We start from the raw sequence: 16,409 nt of genomic DNA on the forward strand, positions 1-16,409 counted from the left end.
AGGGTCGCACGCAAGGCTTCTTGGTGATCTCTGCAGGTCGTTGACGGCGCTCGGCGTGAGCGTGCAGTTGCGCGACGCCATCCCGAGTCTGACCGTCAACGCCGACCCGGCGGCGCCTCCGGGTGTCGGGGTCTATGTGCTCGTGAGCACGTCGGGCGCGGAGTTCGTCTGGACGGCGGCCGGGAATCGGCATCCGGTCTCGGACATCGAGGGCGCGGCTCGGCGGATCGCCGCATTCGTACACGAACAACAGCGGCAGACCTCCGGCGAGCCGGGGCCGGGTTCGTGATGGTGGGGCCGGCTGTTCCACCGGAACGCCAGATCACCGACGAGCCGCTCCGCGCGATGATGCGTGATCTGACGGGATCGTTTCCGGGGGTCGTGGCCTGGTACGGGAAGGCCACCCGCTCATGGTGGGCGTTCGTGCCGGCGGGCGAACGCGGACGTCTAGTGGAGGCGATCAACCCGGCGGAGCTCCGCAAGGCGATCATCTCGGCGAGTACCTGGCCCTGGCCGCGCTCGTGAAGGCCCGAGGGTGTGGCGGATCACCGCCTCATGGTCAACGGTCACGTACACGACATCGCTGACCAGCGCATCGAGGACGCGCTGACGACATGACCACGACCTACGATGCGGAGGCCCGGGGAATCCTGGGGCCTCGCTTCTTTGGGCCCTGACCTGTGGAAACTCCCCCGAGATCATTCCGTGTATGTTCCGGGAACGCCTCCAGACGGCTGCCCACGACGGCATACGGCTGCACAGCGCCGATCTCGCCAGGAGGACGTCTTCCCAGGTCACGGGCCGGATTGCCAGTCGTACTCGGTGGGCCGCCTGGGACTCGAACCCAGAACCAACGGATTAAAAGTCCGGAGCTCTGCCATTGAGCTAACGGCCCGCAGAATGAAGCATACCGAGATCGGACCAGTGATCCCCACGGCATTACCGGCGAGGCCACGGGGGTGGGTCGCGGCGCGTCAGAGCGCCGACGGCCCGGCGGGCCCGCTCGACGGCGACCCCGGGTGCAGCTCGGTCAGGACGAGCCCACCGCGATGCCGGTCATGCCTCCCGCCCCGTGCCGCGAGCCCCAGGCCCCAGGCCCCGGGCCCAACGGCACACGAGCGGGCTTCCTGCGCTTCAGTCGGCCCAGTTGAGCGAATGGCTGAGGCCCAGCTCGATGTCGGCGGCCGCCTCCTGCACCATCGGCACCAGCGCCCGCATCTCCTCGACCGACTTGCGGCCGATGTGCGTCGAGAGGTTGATCGCCGCGCGGGCGCGCCCCATGCGGTCGCGGACCGGTACGGCGATAGCGACCAGGCCGACCTCCAGCTCCTGGTTGACCAGGGCGTAGCCCTCCTCGCGCACCTTCCGGAGCTCGGCCCGGAACTCGTCCGGATCGGTGATGGTCCGGGGCAGCGCCGGCGTCAGCTCGTACGTGCGCAGGTGCTCCTCGAGCTCGGCGGGTGGCAGGTTCGCCAGCAGTACGCGTCCCATCGCGGTCGCGTTCGCCGGACGCCGGGCTCCGACGTTGACGGAGATCGTCATCAGCGCGGGGCCGGGGACGCGTACGACGTAGACCACGTCGCCGCGGTCGAGGATCGATCCCTCGCTCGCCTCGGACGTCTCGGCGACCAGCTTCTCCAGGCGTGGCAGCGCGATGTCCGGGAACGACAGGGCCGACAGGTAGGAGTAGCCGAGTTCCAGAACCTGGGGGGTGAGCTCGTAACGGTTGTTCTTGCCGTAGACGTAGCCCAGCTCGCACAGCGTCAGCAGGAAGCGGCGGACGGCGGCACGCGTCAGCCCGGCCTCCTGAGCGAGCTCGGAGACCGTCATCGACGGGCGCTCGGCGTTGAACACCCGGATGATCGCCAGACCGCGTTCCAGGGAGCGGACGAAGTCGCGTGAACGTTCGTCGTCACCTGCGGGCCGGTCGTCCAGCTCGCCGCCGTTCTCCGGATCAACGGACGGTGAGACTCGTGCCACGTGATGACCTCCTGGCGGACGGGGGGACCGAACGACGGCCCGCTGACTGTCTATCTGATGTACGAAGCACCGTTGACGTCCAGTGTGGCCCCCGTGAGACTAGGGCATGCGTCGGTGGCGAGAAAGGCCACGAGCGAGGCCACCTCGTCGGCCTCGACCATCCGTCCCATGGCCAGCCCGTCCGCGACCGCCTGCTGTGCGGAGTCGTCCTGCCCGGCGATCGCCATGCCGGCGTTGACGACGCCGGGGGCGAGCACGTAGACCCGCAGGCCCTGCCGTGCGTAGTTGCGCGCGAAGGTCTGAGCGAGGTTGCGGATCGCGGCCTTGGAGGCCGCGTAGGAGGTGAGGTCGGCGATCCGCGAGCCCTGCTCCGCCGCCCAGCTCGACAGCACGATGATCGTCCCGGAGCCTCGCGCGGCGAAGTAGCGCACCGCCTCGCGCATCAGGGCGCCCGCACCGATCACGTTCACCTGCAGGGCCTCCTGCCACCCCGCGTCCCACACCTCGTCCGGGCCGTCGACGGGCGTGTCGGGGTTGACCGCCGCGTTGAGCACCAGGACGTCGATGGGCCGGCCCCAGCAGAGAGCCGAACGCCACAGGTCGCGCGCGGCGGCCGGGGTGCCCAGCTCCGCCTGGATCAGCAGCTTCTGGTCGTCCGGGAGCGTCTCCACGGCGCGCTCGGCGCCATAGCGTTGCGTGCGGTACTGCGCGATGACGTTGGCGTTCGCACCCGAGAGTGCGCGTGCGGTCACCGCTCCGATGCCGCGGGAGGCGCCCGTGAGCAGCACGGTGCGGCCCGCGAGCGCGTTCTGGTCGAGAAGCACCTGACTCCTAAAGGATTCCGCCGTCGACGTTGAGCATCTGACCGGTGATGCCCGACGACAGGTGGCTGGTGAGGAATGCGATGGCGTCCGCGACCTCGGCCGCGGTGGCGATCCGGCCGAGCGAGGTCCCACGCGCCGACTGTTCGAGTGCCTCGTCCACCCGCAGGCCGGTGGTCTGCCGGCGGGACGCCATGCGCGAGCGCAGCGCGTCGGTGGCGATCGGGCCCGGGGCCACGGCGTTGACCCTGACCCCCTCCGGTCCGAGCGCGAGTGCCGTCGACCGGACGATGCCGAGCGCCGCGTGCTTGCCGGCGACGTAGGACGCGATGTTCGGATCTCCCCGCCACGAGTTCAGCGAGGCCACCACCGTGATCGTCGATCCCGGTCCGAGCAGCGGGGCGGCGTGCTTGATGGTGCAGGCGACGCCGCGTGCGTTGACGGAGAGCACCCGGTCGAAGTCCGCGAGGTCCATCTCCGCGGGGCGCTGCCAGGACGGCACCACGCCCGCGGCGGCCACGACCGCGTCGATGCCGGTCAGCAGCCGCGCCGACTCGGCGACGGCCGCCCGCATCGAGTCCTCGTCCCGGACGTCGACCGGCACCATGTGCCACTCCTCGGGCGGTGCGCCGGTGAGCGCGCCCGCCAGGTCGAGCACCACGCCGCGTGCGCCCATCTCGGCGAAGCGTCGGGCGACGACGGCGCCGATGCCGTTCGCGCCACCTGTGACGATCACTCGCCGGCCGTCCAGCAGGGTGCCGGTCATCGGGCGCTCGCCGCGTCGCGGAGCAGTTCGTGGACGGCGCCGGCGTCCTCGGTGAGCGGGTCGGCGTCCACGATTATCTCGTCGACACCGGCCCGGCCGAGTTCGCCGATCCGCTGGGCGACCTCGCCGGCCCGGCCGGCCGACTCGACGAGCCGCAGCACGACCTGCAATTCCGACGGGTCCCGCCCGGCGGCCGTGGCGGTCGAGCGGATGCTCGCGATCTCATCGGCGAGCCGGGGTGGATCGAGCGCGGGCACCGCCTGCTGGGCCAGCCAGCCGTCACCGAGCCGCGCCGCGCGCCGCAGCGCCGTGGGGGAATGACCGCCCACGTAGAGCGGAACGGCGTGGGCAGGTGCGGGCAGCACCAGCGTGTCCGCCGGTAGCCGGTAGTGGGCGCCGGAATGGGCTGCCGGACGACCCGTCCAGCAGTCGCGCAACAACGTGATCCACTCGACCATGCGAGCCCCGCGGTCCTCGAACGGCATGCCGAGCGCGTCGAACTCCTCGCGCAGCCATCCCGCGCCGATGCCCAGCGCGACCCGTCCCCCGGACAGCGCGTCGATGCTCGCGACCTGCTTGGCGAGCAGCACCGGATTGCGCTGCGGGAGGACGAGCGCGGCGGTGCCGAGGCGTACCCGCTCGGTGACCGCGGCGGCCGCGGCCAGCGAGACGAGCGCCTCGAGGTACGGGGTCGTGGTGGGCCAGGTGGCCTTCCCGTCCGCCGCGAAGGGGTAGTGCGACTCGATGACCTCCGGCAGCACGACGTGATCGCTGACCCAGAGCGAGTCGAACCCCGCCGCCTCCAGGTCGCGCGCCCGCCGGGCCAGGGACGACGCCGGTGCCCCGGCCCCCGTATGGGGCAGCTTGACGCCGATCCGCATGGTCATCGCACAACGACCTTTCTCTACCGCCCGTACCCGGCCCGGGTCCGCGCGGATCCGGCGAGGAGCCGGGTGCCGCCTGGTCGAGCCGACACGGAGCTGCTCCGGCGGTGACACCGAGCGACATCGGACAGCGTGATGGCCGCGATGCTAACGACCCGTCAATCTGTGCGTCAAGCGCACAATTGCTCGCTATGAGGTTCGTTGTACGTCTTGCGCCCATCAGAACGATATGCGAGCATCTCCGGAAATGCATCGGCGGGCCTGACTGCGCCGACGTTTGAGCTGGTCAAACCGCCTGGAGGTAGCGGGACAGATGGTCAACACCACCCGCAGACATGGAACGCTGATGGGGCTCGACCACATCGGCATCGGCGTGTCCGACATGACGGCGTCGCTGGCGTTCTATGCCGAACTGGGGTTCACCGACGTCGCCTTCGACTACACAGGGTCCCTGCCGGGACTGACCGCGGTCACCGGGCACGGCGGCACCGAGGCGCGGGTGGTCTTCCTCCGCACCCACAACCCCACGGTCCTCGGCCGGGCGTCGATCAAGCTGGTGCAGATCACCGATCGCACCCCGCCACCGGCCCCCGAGGGGCAGGCGTGGGGCGAGCCCGGGATCTGCGAGGTCTGCGTGCACGTCAACCACCAGAGCGACTTCTACCGCGAGCTGGTGGCCCGGGGGCACGCGGGGCTGATGGAGCCGAACGAGGCCGACCTTCCCCCGTACCAGACCCACTGCGGCCTGTCCTACGTCGCGGACCCGGACGGCGCCAAGATCGAGCTGATCGAGTGGTCGACGCTCGAAGCGGGCTGGCCCGTCGAGCCCGGTCCGCAGGGCGTCAACCACGTGGCGTTCGGGGTGGCCGACATCGAGCGGACCCGCGACTTCTACCAGGGGCTCGGCTTCACCGGGCAGCTGTTCGAGTCCGAGGGCTACTTCGAGCCGATGCACCCCTGGTTCCACCCGCGTACGCCGCCGCGCCAGCGGATGATGCTGCTCACCAGCCCGTTCGGCGGCGCGCTCGAACCCGTACAGCACTTCCCGCCGTCGCCGGACATGCGCGGCGAGTGGGGGCACCTGGGCACCTTCGAGTTCGCCGTGGGCGCGCGGTGCCTCGACAGCGCGCTGGAGCATCTCGCCGCGTCCGGCATCGCCCTCGTCGGCGAACCGGTCACGATCGACCTCGGCGGCGGCGCCACCTGGCGCTACGCGTACTTCCAGGACCCCGACGACCTGTACGTGTGCGTCACGGAGGTCCGCGCGTGAACCACTCATACCAGCGGCGCGCGGCCCGGCCACGCGATGAACGCTCGTGCGAAGGGCAGGCAGGCCGATGAGGGCCGACGGCAGGGCGGCTCCGATCGTCGAGCTGCGCGGGATCCGCAAGTCGTTCGGCGACCTCGAGGTCCTGTGCGGCATCGATCTGGAGGTCTTCTCCGGCGAGCACGTGGTGATCTTCGGGCCGTCCGGCTCGGGGAAGTCGACGGTGCTGCGCAGCATCAACATGCTCGAGCCGCCGACCTCGGGCTCGCTCAAGGTCGCCGGCACCGAGTACGGGCCCGGCCTGCCCGGCGAGCGCGTCACCGAGCGGGGCAAGGCGCTGGAACTGCGCCGCACCGTCGGGATGGTCTTCCAGCAGTTCAACCTGTTCCCGCACCTCACCGCGCTGGACAACGTGGCGCTGCCGCTGCGGTCCGTCCGCGGCCTCAAGCGGGCGGACGCACAGGTGAAGTCCGCGGAGGCGCTGCGCAGGGTCGGGCTGCTGCAGCGCGCGGGCCACTACCCGCAGCAGCTGTCGGGCGGCCAGCAGCAGCGCGTGGCCATCGCCCGCGCCCTGGCCCTCGACCCCCAGGTGATGCTCTTCGACGAGCCGACCTCCGCGCTCGACCCGGAGCTGGTGGGTGAGGTGCTCAAGACGATGCGAGAGGTCGCCGAGGCCGGGATGACGATGATCGTGGTCACCCACGAGCTGGGCTTCGCCAAGGAGATCGGAGACCTCAACGTGTTCATGGAAGACGGGCTCATCGTGGAGAGCGGACCGCGCGGGTTCTTCGAGAACTGCACGAGCCCCCGCGCCCGCGAGTTCATCCTGGCGGTGCGCTGATGTACGACTGGGGACTCATCTGGGACAACCACGGCGCCCTGCTGAGCGGCCTGCTGGTCGCGCTGCGGGTGTCGTTCGTCGCCGTGATCATCTCGATCGCCGGCGGCCTGCTGCTGGCCGTCATGCGGATGTCACGGCAGCCGTTCTCCTTCCTCGCGGCCCTCTACATCAACGTCTTCCGCGGCATCCCGGCGCTGGTCAGCGTGATCTGGGTGTACTTCGGCGTCTCGCTGGCCGTGGGAGTGGACTTCAGCGTCTTCCAGGCCGGTGTGATCGCGTTGTCCCTGCTGTACAGCGCGTTCATGGCGGAGATCTTCCGGTCGGCGCTCAGTGCCATCCCGAAGGGCCACCGTGAGGCGGGGCAGGCGCTGGGCATGCGGCCGATCCGGGTGTTCGGCTCGGTCATCCTGCCCCAGGCGATCAAGATCGCCCTGCCGAACATCGGCAGCATGTACATCGGCATGGTCAAGGACACCTCGACCTTCACCGTCATCGGCCTGCTCGAGGTCGTCCGGGTCACCCAGAACGAGGTGTCCCAGACGTTCCAACCCTTCGTGCTCTACACGGCGGCCGCCGCGATCTACGTACTCGCCGCCTTCGTCATCGATCTGGTGTTCCGCCTCATCGAGGGCGCCTACGCCAGCCCGCCCCGCGGCGCCATCTCACAAGTCCTGCGCTCTCGTCAGCAACGGCGCATCAAACAGCTCATGACCGACCTCGGTTCATGAGGCTTCACCCCCTCCCAACCTCGCCTTTCAGCTCGAAAGCATCGAAAGAGGAAAGCCCATGCTCAAAAGTGTGAAGTCGTGGCCGGCGGTGAGACGCACGGCGCTGGCGGGCGTCGCCGTCGTGTCCGCCGTGGTCCTCGCGGCCTGTGGTGGGTCGTCCTCCTCCGACAAGGGCGGTGGCGACAGCGGCCTCAACCAGGCCGGCACCCTCACCGTGGGAATGAACCTGCAGTTCAAGCCGGAGATGTACCTCGACGCCGCCGGCAAGCCGGCCGGCTACGACGTCGACCTGCTCAACAAGCTGGCCACCAGCCTGGGCGTCAAGCTCGACATCCAGAACCTCGACTTCAACGGGCTCATCCCCGGCCTGCAGAGCAAGAAGTTCGACCTGGTCTCGGTGGGCCTGACCGCGACCGACGAGCGCAAGCAGGTCATCGACTTCACCCGGCCCTACGTCCCGTACACCAGCGTGCTGGCGGTGCGGCAGAACGACACCTCCCCGGCGACGATCGACGGCTACAACGCCAAGGGCAAGACCATCACGGCCCTGCAGGGCTCCACCGGCGAGCAGCTGGCCAAGAAGTCCTTCCCACAGGCCAAGGTGTCGACCTTCAGCGACCAGAACGCGGCGCTGCTCCAGGTGGCGACGGGACGCGCGCAGGGCAGCGTGCTCGAGGACTACATCCTCGCCCAGTACCAGAAGAGCAACCCCGGCCAGGTGAAGAAGGCCGAGCTGCCCCAGCCGCTGGACCTCTCGTACGGCTCGTGGGCCGTGCAGAAGGGCAACAGCACGCTGACGGCCAAGCTCAACGCCTTCCTGTGCAAGGCGCAGAGCGACGGCTCGCTCGCCGAGCTGTACAAGAAGGACTTCGAAGTGCCGGAAGCCCCGGCCATGCCGGCGGGCTGCTGATTCATGGGCGGCCGCGACAGCGATCCTGACCTCCTCATCGTCGGAGGTGGTCCGGCAGGCATTTCGGCCGCCCTGGCGGCGAGCACGGCGGGCCTGTCCGTCGTGCTCGCCGACGAACGCCCCACCCTCGGCGGCCAGATCTACAAGCAGCCGGGGCCGGGCTTCACGGTCACGGACCCGGCCGCCATGGACCGCCAGTTCCGCTACGGCAGAGCCCTCATCGAGTCCCTCGACGGCACCGGCGTCGACGTGCGTCCGCGTACGAGCGTCGTCGCCGTCGAGGGGCGCGAGGCGGTCCTGGTCACCGAGGGATCCGCCGCGTACACCGTGACGGCACCGCGGATGGTCCTCGCACCCGGGGCGCACGACCGGCCGGTGGCGTTCCCCGGCTGGACACTGCCCGGCGTGATCACCGCGGGCGGGCTGCAGACCCTGGCGAAGACCCAGCGGGTGCTGCCGGGGACCCGGATGCTGTTCGCCGGCTCAGGCCCGGTCGCGCTGGCCTTCCCCGCGCAGCTCGCGCACTACGGCGCGCACATCGTGGCGGCGCTGGAGGCCGGTCCGGCGCCGCGAGCCGGCGACCTCCTGGGCCTCGCGAGAGCGGCGCGCGGCAACCTGGCGCTCCTGCGCGACGCCGCGCGCTACCGCGGCCTGCTGCTGAGACACCGGATCCCCCTGCGGTACGGGCGGATCGTGGTCCGCGCGGAGGGCGAGGGCCGGGTCGAGCGGGTCGTGCACGCGGCGGTGGACGCCGACTGGCGGGTCGTCCCCGGCAGCGAGCAGAGCGTCGAGGCCGACGTGCTCTGCGTCGGGTACGGATTCGTGCCGTCGCTGGAGCTCATGCGGCTGGCGGGCTGCGACTTCGACTACCAGGAGGACCTCGGCGGCCACGTCGTGCGCCGCGACGAGTGGCACCGGACGACCGTCGACGGCGTCTACGCCGCCGGTGACGGCGCCGGTGTCGAGGGCTCCTTCGTCGCCATCGACGAGGGGCGCATCGCCGGTCTCGCGGCGGCGATGGACGCCGGGGCGATGAGCCCGGACGAGGCCCGCGCGGCGGCGGCGCCCGCCCGGCACCGGCTGGCCCGGCGCCGCGCGCTGAACGCCGCGACCACCCGGTTGTACCGGGTCGGGCCCGGCATCTTCGAGCTGTCCACCGACGACACGGTGATCTGCCGCTGCGAGACCGTACGCGGGCGCGACCTGGCGCCCGCGATCGAGTCCACCGGCGACATCAACGTGGTGAAGGCCCTGACTCGCGCCGGGATGGGCCCGTGCCAGGGCAGGAACTGCCAGCGCCAGGTGGCCTCGCTCATCGCGCGGCGGCACGGCCACCCGGTCGCCGACATCGCACTCGCCACGCCCCGCATGCCGGTGCGGCCGGTGCCGATCAGCGCGCTGGCCGACCACTCGATCGAGAGCCCGACCCTGTTCCTCCCCGAGGACGCGGGCGACGGGACGGGGGAGCAGTGACCGACGCGCTCGCCACCCGGCGATGGGTGTCCGCCGAGAGCAGCGGCGCACCGTTGCCGTCCAGCACCGACGTCGTGGTCATCGGCGGCGGGATCGCGGGCGCGGCGATGGCGTACCACCTCGCCAAGGCCGGCGTCGAGGTCACGCTCGTCGAACGGGGCGAGCTCAACCGGGAGGCGTCCGGCACCAACGCCGGCAGCTTCCATCTGCAGCTGGCCATCCACCAGCTGTCCGGTCACGGCACCGCTGCGGACCGCGCCCGGCTGCTGGCCGAGGCCAGGCTCAGCCTCGAGGCGTTCGCGGTGTGGCAGGAGCTCGGCGCGGAACTCGACGGGCCGGTGGACGTCCACCTGACCGGTGGCTGGATGGTCGCCGAGACCGCCGAGCAGCTGCGGACGCTGCGGGACAAGCACGAGCTGGAGCGGCTGGCCGGCATCGAGACCGAGGTCGTCACCGGCGCCGAGCTCCGGGCGCGCGCCCCCTTCCTGGCCGAGACCGTCGTCGGAGCGACCTACTGCCCGCTGGAAGGGCACGCCGACCCGCTCGTCGTCGCGCCGTTGTACGCGCTGCGCGCCTGGGAGCACGGCGCCGTCATCCGCACCCACACCGAGGTGCTCGGCATCGACGTGACGGCGGGGAGCGGCGCCCGGCGGTTCACCGTCCACACCGACGCGGGCACGATCGACGCCCACCGCGTGGTCGACTGCGCGGGGGCCTGGTCCGGTGAACCGGCCGCGATGGTCGGCCTGCGGCTGCCCGTGCGCAGCGAGGGCCTGCACGTCAACGTGACCGAGCCGCGGCCCCGGCTGCTCACGCCCATGGTGCAGCACATCGGCCGCCGGCTCACCCTCAAGCAGACCGAGCAGAACACCTTCATCATCGGCGGTGGCTGGCCCTCGCCCGCGGCCCCCCGCCCCAGGCGTTACCCGACGAGCTGGCACAGCGCGGCGGGGAGCACCGCGGTGGCCGTGTCGGTGGTGCCCGCGCTCGCGGACGTCCGCGTCGTACGGACCTGGTCCGGGGTGATCGTGTTCACCGACGACTTCTCCCCCATCGTCGGCGAGTCCGAGCGCGTCCCCGGATTCCACGCCTGCGTCTCCTCGACCGGTTTCACCTTCAGCCCCCTTCTCGCCCGCCGGCTGGCCGAGCGGATGGTCTCACCCGCCGACGCCCCGCCCTTTCCCGAGAGGTACGCGCTGGATCGCACGACCGCCTGACGCAGGCCGCGAGTACGGCACCACGCTTGGAATGGAGAAGTCATGGACCGCAACGACGTCGACTGGCAGGGGTACTACCCGGCCTTCGTCACCCCGTTCACCGAGTCGGGTGACCTCGATCTCGGCACCCTGCGCGCGCTGGTGGACCACTACGCCGACGAGGGCATGCACGGCATCGTGGTCAACGGAACGTGCGGTGAGTGGTTCTCGCAGACGGCGGAGGAGCGCAGGACGGTCGCGGAGAGCGCCGTCGCGCAGGCCGCCGGGCGGATGCGGGTGCTCGTCGGCTGCACCGCCTACACCGCCGCCCAGACCGCCGAGTTCGCGCGCCACGCGCTCGCGGCCGGGGCCGACGGCGTGCTGGCGTCCCCGCCGCCGTACGCGAAGCTGTTCCCCGACGAGGTGATCGAGTTCTACCGGGACCTCGACGCGGCGGTCGACGGCCCGATCGCGATCTACAACTGGCCGCACGGCAGCGGCGTCGACATCGGCCCCGACCTGGCCGACCGGCTCGCCGACATCGACCAGGTGGTGGCCATCAAGGACAGCACTCCCGACGCCGACCAGTTCTTCGAGACCTCGCGCCGGGTACGTGACCGCGTGCGCGTCTTCGGCCCGTACATGAGCGTCCGGGGCCTGGAGGTGCTGCGCACCGAGGGAGGGGACGGCACCGTCGGCGGCGGCTCGCTGCACGGACGTCCCGACCCCGAGTTCTGGGAGTCGTACTGGCGCGGTGACTTCGACGGCCCGTACGCGCACGCGGTGGCGGGCGACCGGCTCTTCCCCAAGCTCTGGCTGCCCGGCGGCTGGGCGGGCCACTACGGCGCATACCAGAGCCAGCTGAAGGCCCTGATGACCATGCTCGGCCAGCCGGCCGGGCATGTCCGCCGGCCGCGCCTGCCCGTCACCGACCCGGCGAGCCTGCGCGCCATGCGGGCCGTGCTGGTCGAGGAGGGCCTGCTCACGGAGGGGTCCGGGTCGTGAAGATCAGGCGACCCCGGCTGCCGGTGCCGCGCGGCCTCGAACGCGGGCCCGCGGTGACCATCACGGTCGACGGCCGGCCCACGCCGGCCTATCTGGGCGAGAGCGTGGCGGCGGCCCTGATGGCCGACGGCGACCTGTCCACCCGGACCACGGCGGACGGCGAACCGCGCGGGGTGTTCTGCGGGATGGGCGTGTGCTTCGACTGCCTGGTGATCGTCGACGGCGTGCCCGGGACCCGGGCCTGCGTCACCTGGGTCCGTGACGGCATGGACGTCGCCCGCCAGGACGGCCCCGGCCACCGCCGGGCGGGCGGCGAGGCCCCCGGCGATGGCCCGGGCCGTGCGTCCGGCGGCTGAGCCGGCCGGCGTCTCAGCCGCCGAGCCCGTCGATGCACAGGTACTTCAGCTCGGTGAACTCGTCGATGCCGTGCCGCGAGCCCTCGCGGCCGACGCCGGACTCCTTCATGCCGCCGAACGGCGCGCCCTCGTAGGAGATCAGGCCGGTGTTCACCCCGACCACTCCGAACTCGAGGGCCTCGCCGACCCGCCACATCCGGCCGAGGTCGGTGGTGAAGAAGTACGAGGCGAGACCGAACGGCGTGTCGTTGGCGATGGCGACCGCCTCGTCCTCGGTGCCGAACTCGATGACGGCGGCCACCGGGCCGAACGTCTCCTCGCGGGCCACCAGCATGCCGGGCCGTACCCCGGTGAGCAGCGTGGGCTCGAAGAACGTGCGGCCCAGCGGGTGCGGGCCGCCGCCGCTGACGACGGTGGCCCCGCCCTCGACGGCGTCGCCGATGTGCCGCCGCACCTTCTCGACCGCGGCCTGCGAGATCAGCGGGCCCTGCTCGGACCCCTCGTCGAAGCCGTTGCCGACGGTCAGCGCCTCGATCTCGGTACGGAACCGCGCGACGAAGGCGTCGTGGATGCCGGACTGCACGATGATGCGGTTCGCGCACACGCAGGTCTGCCCGGCGTTGCGGAACTTCGAGGCCATCGCACCGGCGACCGCGGTGTCCAGGTCCGCGTCGTCGAACACGATGAGCGGTGCGTTGCCGCCGAGTTCGAGGGCGACCTTCTTGACTGTGCGCGCGCTCTGCGCCATCAGCAGCTTGCCGACCTCGGTGGAGCCGGTGAAGCTCAGCGCGCGGACCGCGGGGTCCGAGGTCAGGATCTCGCCGATCATCGCCGGAGGGCCGGCCACGACGCTGAGCACACCGCGCGGGATTCCCGCCCGGGCGCCGAGCTCCGCGAGCGCGGTGGCCGACAGCGGCGTCTCCTCGGCCGGCTTGATGATCATCGGGCAGCCGGCCGCGAGGGCGGGGCCCGCCTTGCGCAGGATCATCGCCGACGGGAAGTTCCAGGGCGTGATGGCCGCGCTCACGCCGACCGGCTGGCGCAGGGTGAGCAGCCGGCGGCCGGCCACGTTCGTCGGGATGACGTCGCCGTACATGCGCTTGCCCTCTTCGGCGTACCACTCGACGAAGCCCGCGCCGTAGAGGATCTCGCCGCGCGCCTCGGCGAACGGCTTGCCCTGCTCCGCGGTGAGGATCGTCGCCAGGTCGTCGGCGTTGGCGACGATCAGGTCGTACCAGCGGCGCAGGATCCGTGCGCGGGCGGTCGCGGTCATCGCGCCCCAGGCCGGAGCCGCCGCCTGCGCGCGTTCGACGCCGCGCCGCACGTCCGCCTCGGTCGCGTCGGCCATGCGCGCGATGACCGCGCCGGTGGCGGGGTCGAGCACGTCGGTGCGCGTGCCGGCCGAGCCGGGCGCCCAGGCGCCGTCGATGAAGAGGTCCTCCCGCAGCAGGTCCGCATCGCGGAGCCGAGAGCGGTCGAAGGTCGAGTTCACGGCGTCTGCCTCCATGCCCGGATACCCGGCAAATCCGACGAATTAGCACTCACCCGACCACCGGGTGGCCGGATAGCGCGCAACAGTACGCCAAGCGGCCATTTATTGCTACATTGACAGCGCGGTCGCGGCCCCCCGACCCGTTCCCCCACCCGACACCGATTCAGACGGATGCAGGCGCCATGACGATCGAGGACATCGACAAAGAGTTCTTCTTCCACCCCTTCACGCACCTGCGCGAGCACGAGCGGACCGGACCGCTGACCATCGTGGAGGGGCACGGATCGACGCTCACCGACACGCGCGGCCGGACCTACCTCGACGCGCTGGCAGGCTTGTGGTGCGTCAACATCGGCTACGGCAACACCGAGATGGCCGAGACGCTGCGCGCCCAGACCGAGCGGCTGGCCTTCTACCACTCGTTCGCGTCCATGGGGAACGAACCGGTCGCGCGGCTGGCCCAGCGGCTCATCGCGATGGCACCGGGCTCGATGTCCAAGGTGTTCTTCGGCAACAGCGGCTCCGACGCGAACGACACGCAGGTCAAGCTCGTCTGGTACTACAACAACGTCCTGGGACGGCCGGCCAAGAAGAAGATCATCTCGCGTAGCCGCGGCTACCACGGGGTGACGGTGATGTCCGGCAGCCTGTGCGGGCTGCCCGGCATGCACAACGGGTTCGACCTGCCGCTGCCGATGGTCCACTTCGTTCGCGCACCGCACCGGCTGTGGGAGCAGGAGGCGGGGCAGAGCGAGCAGGAGTTCGTGCAGGCGCTCGCCGACGAGCTGGAACAACTGATCCTCACGGAGGGGCCGGACACCGTCGCGGCCTTCATCGCCGAGCCCGTCCAGGCCGCCGGCGGGGTCATCGTCCCGCCCGCCTCGTACTTCCCCGCGATCCAGGAAGTGCTGCGCCGGTACGACGTGCTGATGATCGCCGACGAGGTCGTCTGCGGGTTCGGCCGTACGGGGGAGAACTTCGGCTCGGAGGTCTTCGGCCTGCAACCCGACCTCATCACCGTCGCCAAGGGCATCACCTCGGCGTACATGCCGCTGTCGGCGTGCATCGTCTCCGAGGCCGTGTGGGAAGTGATCGCCGGCGGCTCGGAGAAGTACGGGGTCTTCAGCCACGGCTACACCTACTCGGCGCACCCGCTGGCCGCGGCGGCGGCCATGACCAACCTCGACATCATCGAGCGTGACGGGCTCATGCCGCAGGCCAAGGCACGCGGCGACCACCTCGCCGAACGGCTGCGGGCCGAGTTCGCCGGCCACCCGCTGGTGGCCGAGGTACGCGGCTACGGCCTGCTCGGCGCGGTCGAGTTCGCCCGCTCCACGGACCCGCTGACGGCGTTCGACCCGCAGCTGAAGGTGGCGGCCGCGGTCGTGCGGCGCAGCCGCGAGCTCGGCGTCATCACCCGCGCCCTCCCCGCCGCCGACACGATCTCGTTCTCGCCGCCGTTCGTGGTGACCGAGGCCGAGATCGACGAGATGGCGGCGGTGACGAGACGGGCCCTGGACGACGTCGCGGCGGAGCTTCGCCTGCTGCCATGACCGCGACCCCGTGGCTCGGCCTCGTCGTCAACCCGATCGCCGGTATGGGCGGCCGGGTGGGCCTGCACGGCACGGACGGCTCCGCGTGGGAGGCCGCCCTGCGCCGGGGCGCGAGCGTCGTGGCGCCGCACCGGGCGCGCCGCGCGCTGGACCGCCTGCACCGGCTCGCGCCCGAGGTGCCGGTTCTCACGGTCGAGGGCCCGATGGGCTCCGACCACCTGACCGGCGACGGTTGGACCGTCCGGACGCTGCGAGGCCGTACCGGCGGCGGGCCCACCACGGCGGCGGACACGCGCGAGGCGGTGCGGGCGATGGCGGAGTCCGGCGTCTCGCTGGTGCTGTTCGTCGGCGGCGACGGCACGGCCCGTGACGTGGTCGGCGTGGTGGGCACCTCCGTACCCGTCCTCGGCGTGCCGTCCGGGGTGAAGATGCACTCCGGCGTGTTCGCGACCGGGCCGGAGGCCGCCGGCGAGACCGTGGCCGCCTATGTCGCGGATCCCGCCCGGGCCGGCTGTGTCGACGCGGAGGTGGTCGATCTCGCCGACGGCGACGCACCCCGGATGTTCGGCGTCGCGAAAGTGCCCAACGCCAGGGGTTCCCTGCAGCGTGCCAAGGCGTTCAGCACCGGGACGGACGATGCCGACCTGGTCGCGCTGGGGCGCGAGGTCGCGGGCGAGATGCCCGCCGACCGGCTCTACCTGCTCGGTCCCGGCACCACGGTGGCGCACGTCAACGCCGCGCTGGGGCTGCCCGCGTCACTGCTCGGCGTCGACGCCGTGCTGGGCGGGCGGCTGCTCGCCGCCGACGCGAGCGAGACCGAGTTGCTGTCGCTGCTCCGGCGGCACCGGCCGGCGACGCTGGTGCTCGGGGTCGTGGGCGGCCAGGGCTTCCTGCTCGGGCGGGGCAACCAGCAGATCAGCGCCGCCGTGCTCGACGCGGTCGGCACCGGCAACCTCGAGATCCTGGCCGCGCGCGGCAAGGTCGCCGCGCTCGACCCTCCGACGCTGCGGATCGACGTCGGTGACGAACAGGCGGCGACCCCGCTCACCGGCTACCGCAAGGTGCGCACCGGGCGGGGCAGGAGCACCGTCCTGCGGATCGTGGCCTGACCCCGACGAGCAGCCCCAACGAGCATGT

Annotated in this window: 17 protein-coding genes and 1 tRNA gene; 12 read left to right on the forward strand and 6 right to left on the reverse strand. The window is 71.5% G+C overall.

What is annotated here, in order from left to right:
* The first annotated feature begins 55 nt into the window (after positions 1-55).
* Positions 56-289: a hypothetical protein gene (locus ACRYCC_RS37870; RefSeq protein WP_433818892.1), complete on the forward strand. Its 234-nt coding sequence runs from the start codon at positions 56-58 to the stop codon at positions 287-289.
* A gap of 56 nt (positions 290-345) precedes the next feature.
* Positions 346-525 (forward strand): hypothetical protein, encoded by a 180-nt coding sequence (locus ACRYCC_RS37875; RefSeq protein ID WP_433818893.1) that lies wholly within the window; start codon positions 346-348, stop codon positions 523-525.
* 298 nt (positions 526-823) lie between these two features.
* Here ACRYCC_RS37875 and ACRYCC_RS37880 read toward each other — a convergent pair.
* From ACRYCC_RS37880 to ACRYCC_RS37900, 5 genes are all read right to left on the reverse strand, one after another.
* Positions 824-895 (reverse strand) — tRNA-Lys (locus tag ACRYCC_RS37880).
* A 239-nt stretch (positions 896-1,134) separates the two neighbouring features.
* Positions 1,135-1,980 (reverse strand): IclR family transcriptional regulator domain-containing protein, encoded by an 846-nt coding sequence (locus tag ACRYCC_RS37885; RefSeq protein ID WP_433818894.1) that lies wholly within the window; start codon positions 1,978-1,980, stop codon positions 1,135-1,137.
* Between the two features lie 50 nt (positions 1,981-2,030).
* Positions 2,031-2,804, reverse strand: coding sequence for an SDR family NAD(P)-dependent oxidoreductase (locus tag ACRYCC_RS37890; RefSeq protein ID WP_433818895.1), 774 nt, complete (start codon positions 2,802-2,804; stop codon positions 2,031-2,033).
* Between the two features lie 7 nt (positions 2,805-2,811).
* Positions 2,812-3,567, reverse strand: a complete 756-nt coding sequence (locus ACRYCC_RS37895; protein ID WP_433818896.1) for an SDR family NAD(P)-dependent oxidoreductase — start codon at positions 3,565-3,567, stop codon at positions 2,812-2,814.
* On the reverse strand, positions 3,564-4,454 hold the full coding sequence (locus ACRYCC_RS37900) for a TIGR03619 family F420-dependent LLM class oxidoreductase (protein WP_433818897.1): 891 nt from the start codon (positions 4,452-4,454) through the stop codon (positions 3,564-3,566). The genes ACRYCC_RS37895 and ACRYCC_RS37900 overlap by 4 nt, the downstream gene beginning before the upstream one ends.
* 310 nt (positions 4,455-4,764) lie before the next feature.
* Between ACRYCC_RS37900 and ACRYCC_RS37905 the strand changes: the two genes are divergently transcribed.
* The 8 genes from ACRYCC_RS37905 (at position 4,765) to ACRYCC_RS37940 (ending at position 12,227) form a co-directional block, all read left to right on the forward strand.
* Positions 4,765-5,721, forward strand: coding sequence for a VOC family protein (locus tag ACRYCC_RS37905; RefSeq protein ID WP_433818898.1), 957 nt, complete (start codon positions 4,765-4,767; stop codon positions 5,719-5,721).
* Positions 5,722-5,788: 67 nt separating this feature from the next.
* On the forward strand, positions 5,789-6,559 hold the full coding sequence (locus tag ACRYCC_RS37910) for an amino acid ABC transporter ATP-binding protein (protein ID WP_433818899.1): 771 nt from the start codon (positions 5,789-5,791) through the stop codon (positions 6,557-6,559).
* Entirely contained in the window at positions 6,559-7,287 is a 729-nt protein-coding gene (locus ACRYCC_RS37915; RefSeq protein WP_433818900.1) for an amino acid ABC transporter permease, read from the forward strand. The genes ACRYCC_RS37910 and ACRYCC_RS37915 overlap by 1 nt, the downstream gene beginning before the upstream one ends.
* A gap of 58 nt (positions 7,288-7,345) precedes the next feature.
* Complete coding sequence (locus ACRYCC_RS37920) at positions 7,346-8,197, forward strand: ABC transporter substrate-binding protein (protein WP_433818901.1); 852 nt, start codon at positions 7,346-7,348, stop codon at positions 8,195-8,197.
* Between the two features lie 3 nt (positions 8,198-8,200).
* Positions 8,201-9,670, forward strand: coding sequence for an FAD-dependent oxidoreductase (locus tag ACRYCC_RS37925; RefSeq protein ID WP_433818902.1), 1,470 nt, complete (start codon positions 8,201-8,203; stop codon positions 9,668-9,670).
* The gene (locus ACRYCC_RS37930; RefSeq protein WP_433818903.1) at positions 9,667-10,887 is read left to right on the forward strand and encodes an NAD(P)/FAD-dependent oxidoreductase; all 1,221 of its coding nucleotides are present in this window, start codon (positions 9,667-9,669) and stop codon (positions 10,885-10,887) included. Before ACRYCC_RS37925 ends, ACRYCC_RS37930 begins: the two co-directional genes overlap by 4 nt.
* 42 nt (positions 10,888-10,929) lie before the next feature.
* Positions 10,930-11,871 carry a dihydrodipicolinate synthase family protein gene (locus ACRYCC_RS37935; protein ID WP_433818904.1) on the forward strand — a complete coding sequence of 314 codons (942 nt, stop codon included), beginning with the start codon at positions 10,930-10,932 and terminating at the stop codon, positions 11,869-11,871.
* Positions 11,868-12,227, forward strand: a complete 360-nt coding sequence (locus ACRYCC_RS37940; RefSeq protein ID WP_433818905.1) for a (2Fe-2S)-binding protein — start codon at positions 11,868-11,870, stop codon at positions 12,225-12,227. The genes ACRYCC_RS37935 and ACRYCC_RS37940 overlap by 4 nt, the downstream gene beginning before the upstream one ends.
* Positions 12,228-12,240: 13 nt before the next feature.
* Here ACRYCC_RS37940 and ACRYCC_RS37945 read toward each other — a convergent pair whose 3' ends face one another.
* Positions 12,241-13,719 carry an NAD-dependent succinate-semialdehyde dehydrogenase gene (locus ACRYCC_RS37945; RefSeq protein ID WP_433818906.1) on the reverse strand — a complete coding sequence of 493 codons (1,479 nt, stop codon included), beginning with the start codon at positions 13,717-13,719 and terminating at the stop codon, positions 12,241-12,243.
* A gap of 182 nt (positions 13,720-13,901) precedes the next feature.
* Between ACRYCC_RS37945 and ACRYCC_RS37950 the strand changes: the two genes are divergently transcribed.
* Together ACRYCC_RS37950 and ACRYCC_RS37955 are read left to right on the forward strand one after the other, a co-directional pair.
* Positions 13,902-15,272, forward strand: a complete 1,371-nt coding sequence (locus ACRYCC_RS37950) for an aminotransferase (protein ID WP_433818907.1) — start codon at positions 13,902-13,904, stop codon at positions 15,270-15,272.
* Positions 15,269-16,381 carry an ATP-NAD kinase family protein gene (locus ACRYCC_RS37955; protein ID WP_433818908.1) on the forward strand — a complete coding sequence of 371 codons (1,113 nt, stop codon included), beginning with the start codon at positions 15,269-15,271 and terminating at the stop codon, positions 16,379-16,381. Before ACRYCC_RS37950 ends, ACRYCC_RS37955 begins: the two co-directional genes overlap by 4 nt.
* Positions 16,382-16,409: the final 28 nt, after the last annotated feature.

The sequence above is a fragment of the Actinomadura scrupuli genome (genome assembly GCF_050971785.1).
GTDB classification, from domain to species: Bacteria; Actinomycetota; Actinomycetes; order Streptosporangiales; family Streptosporangiaceae; genus Actinomadura_E; species Actinomadura_E scrupuli.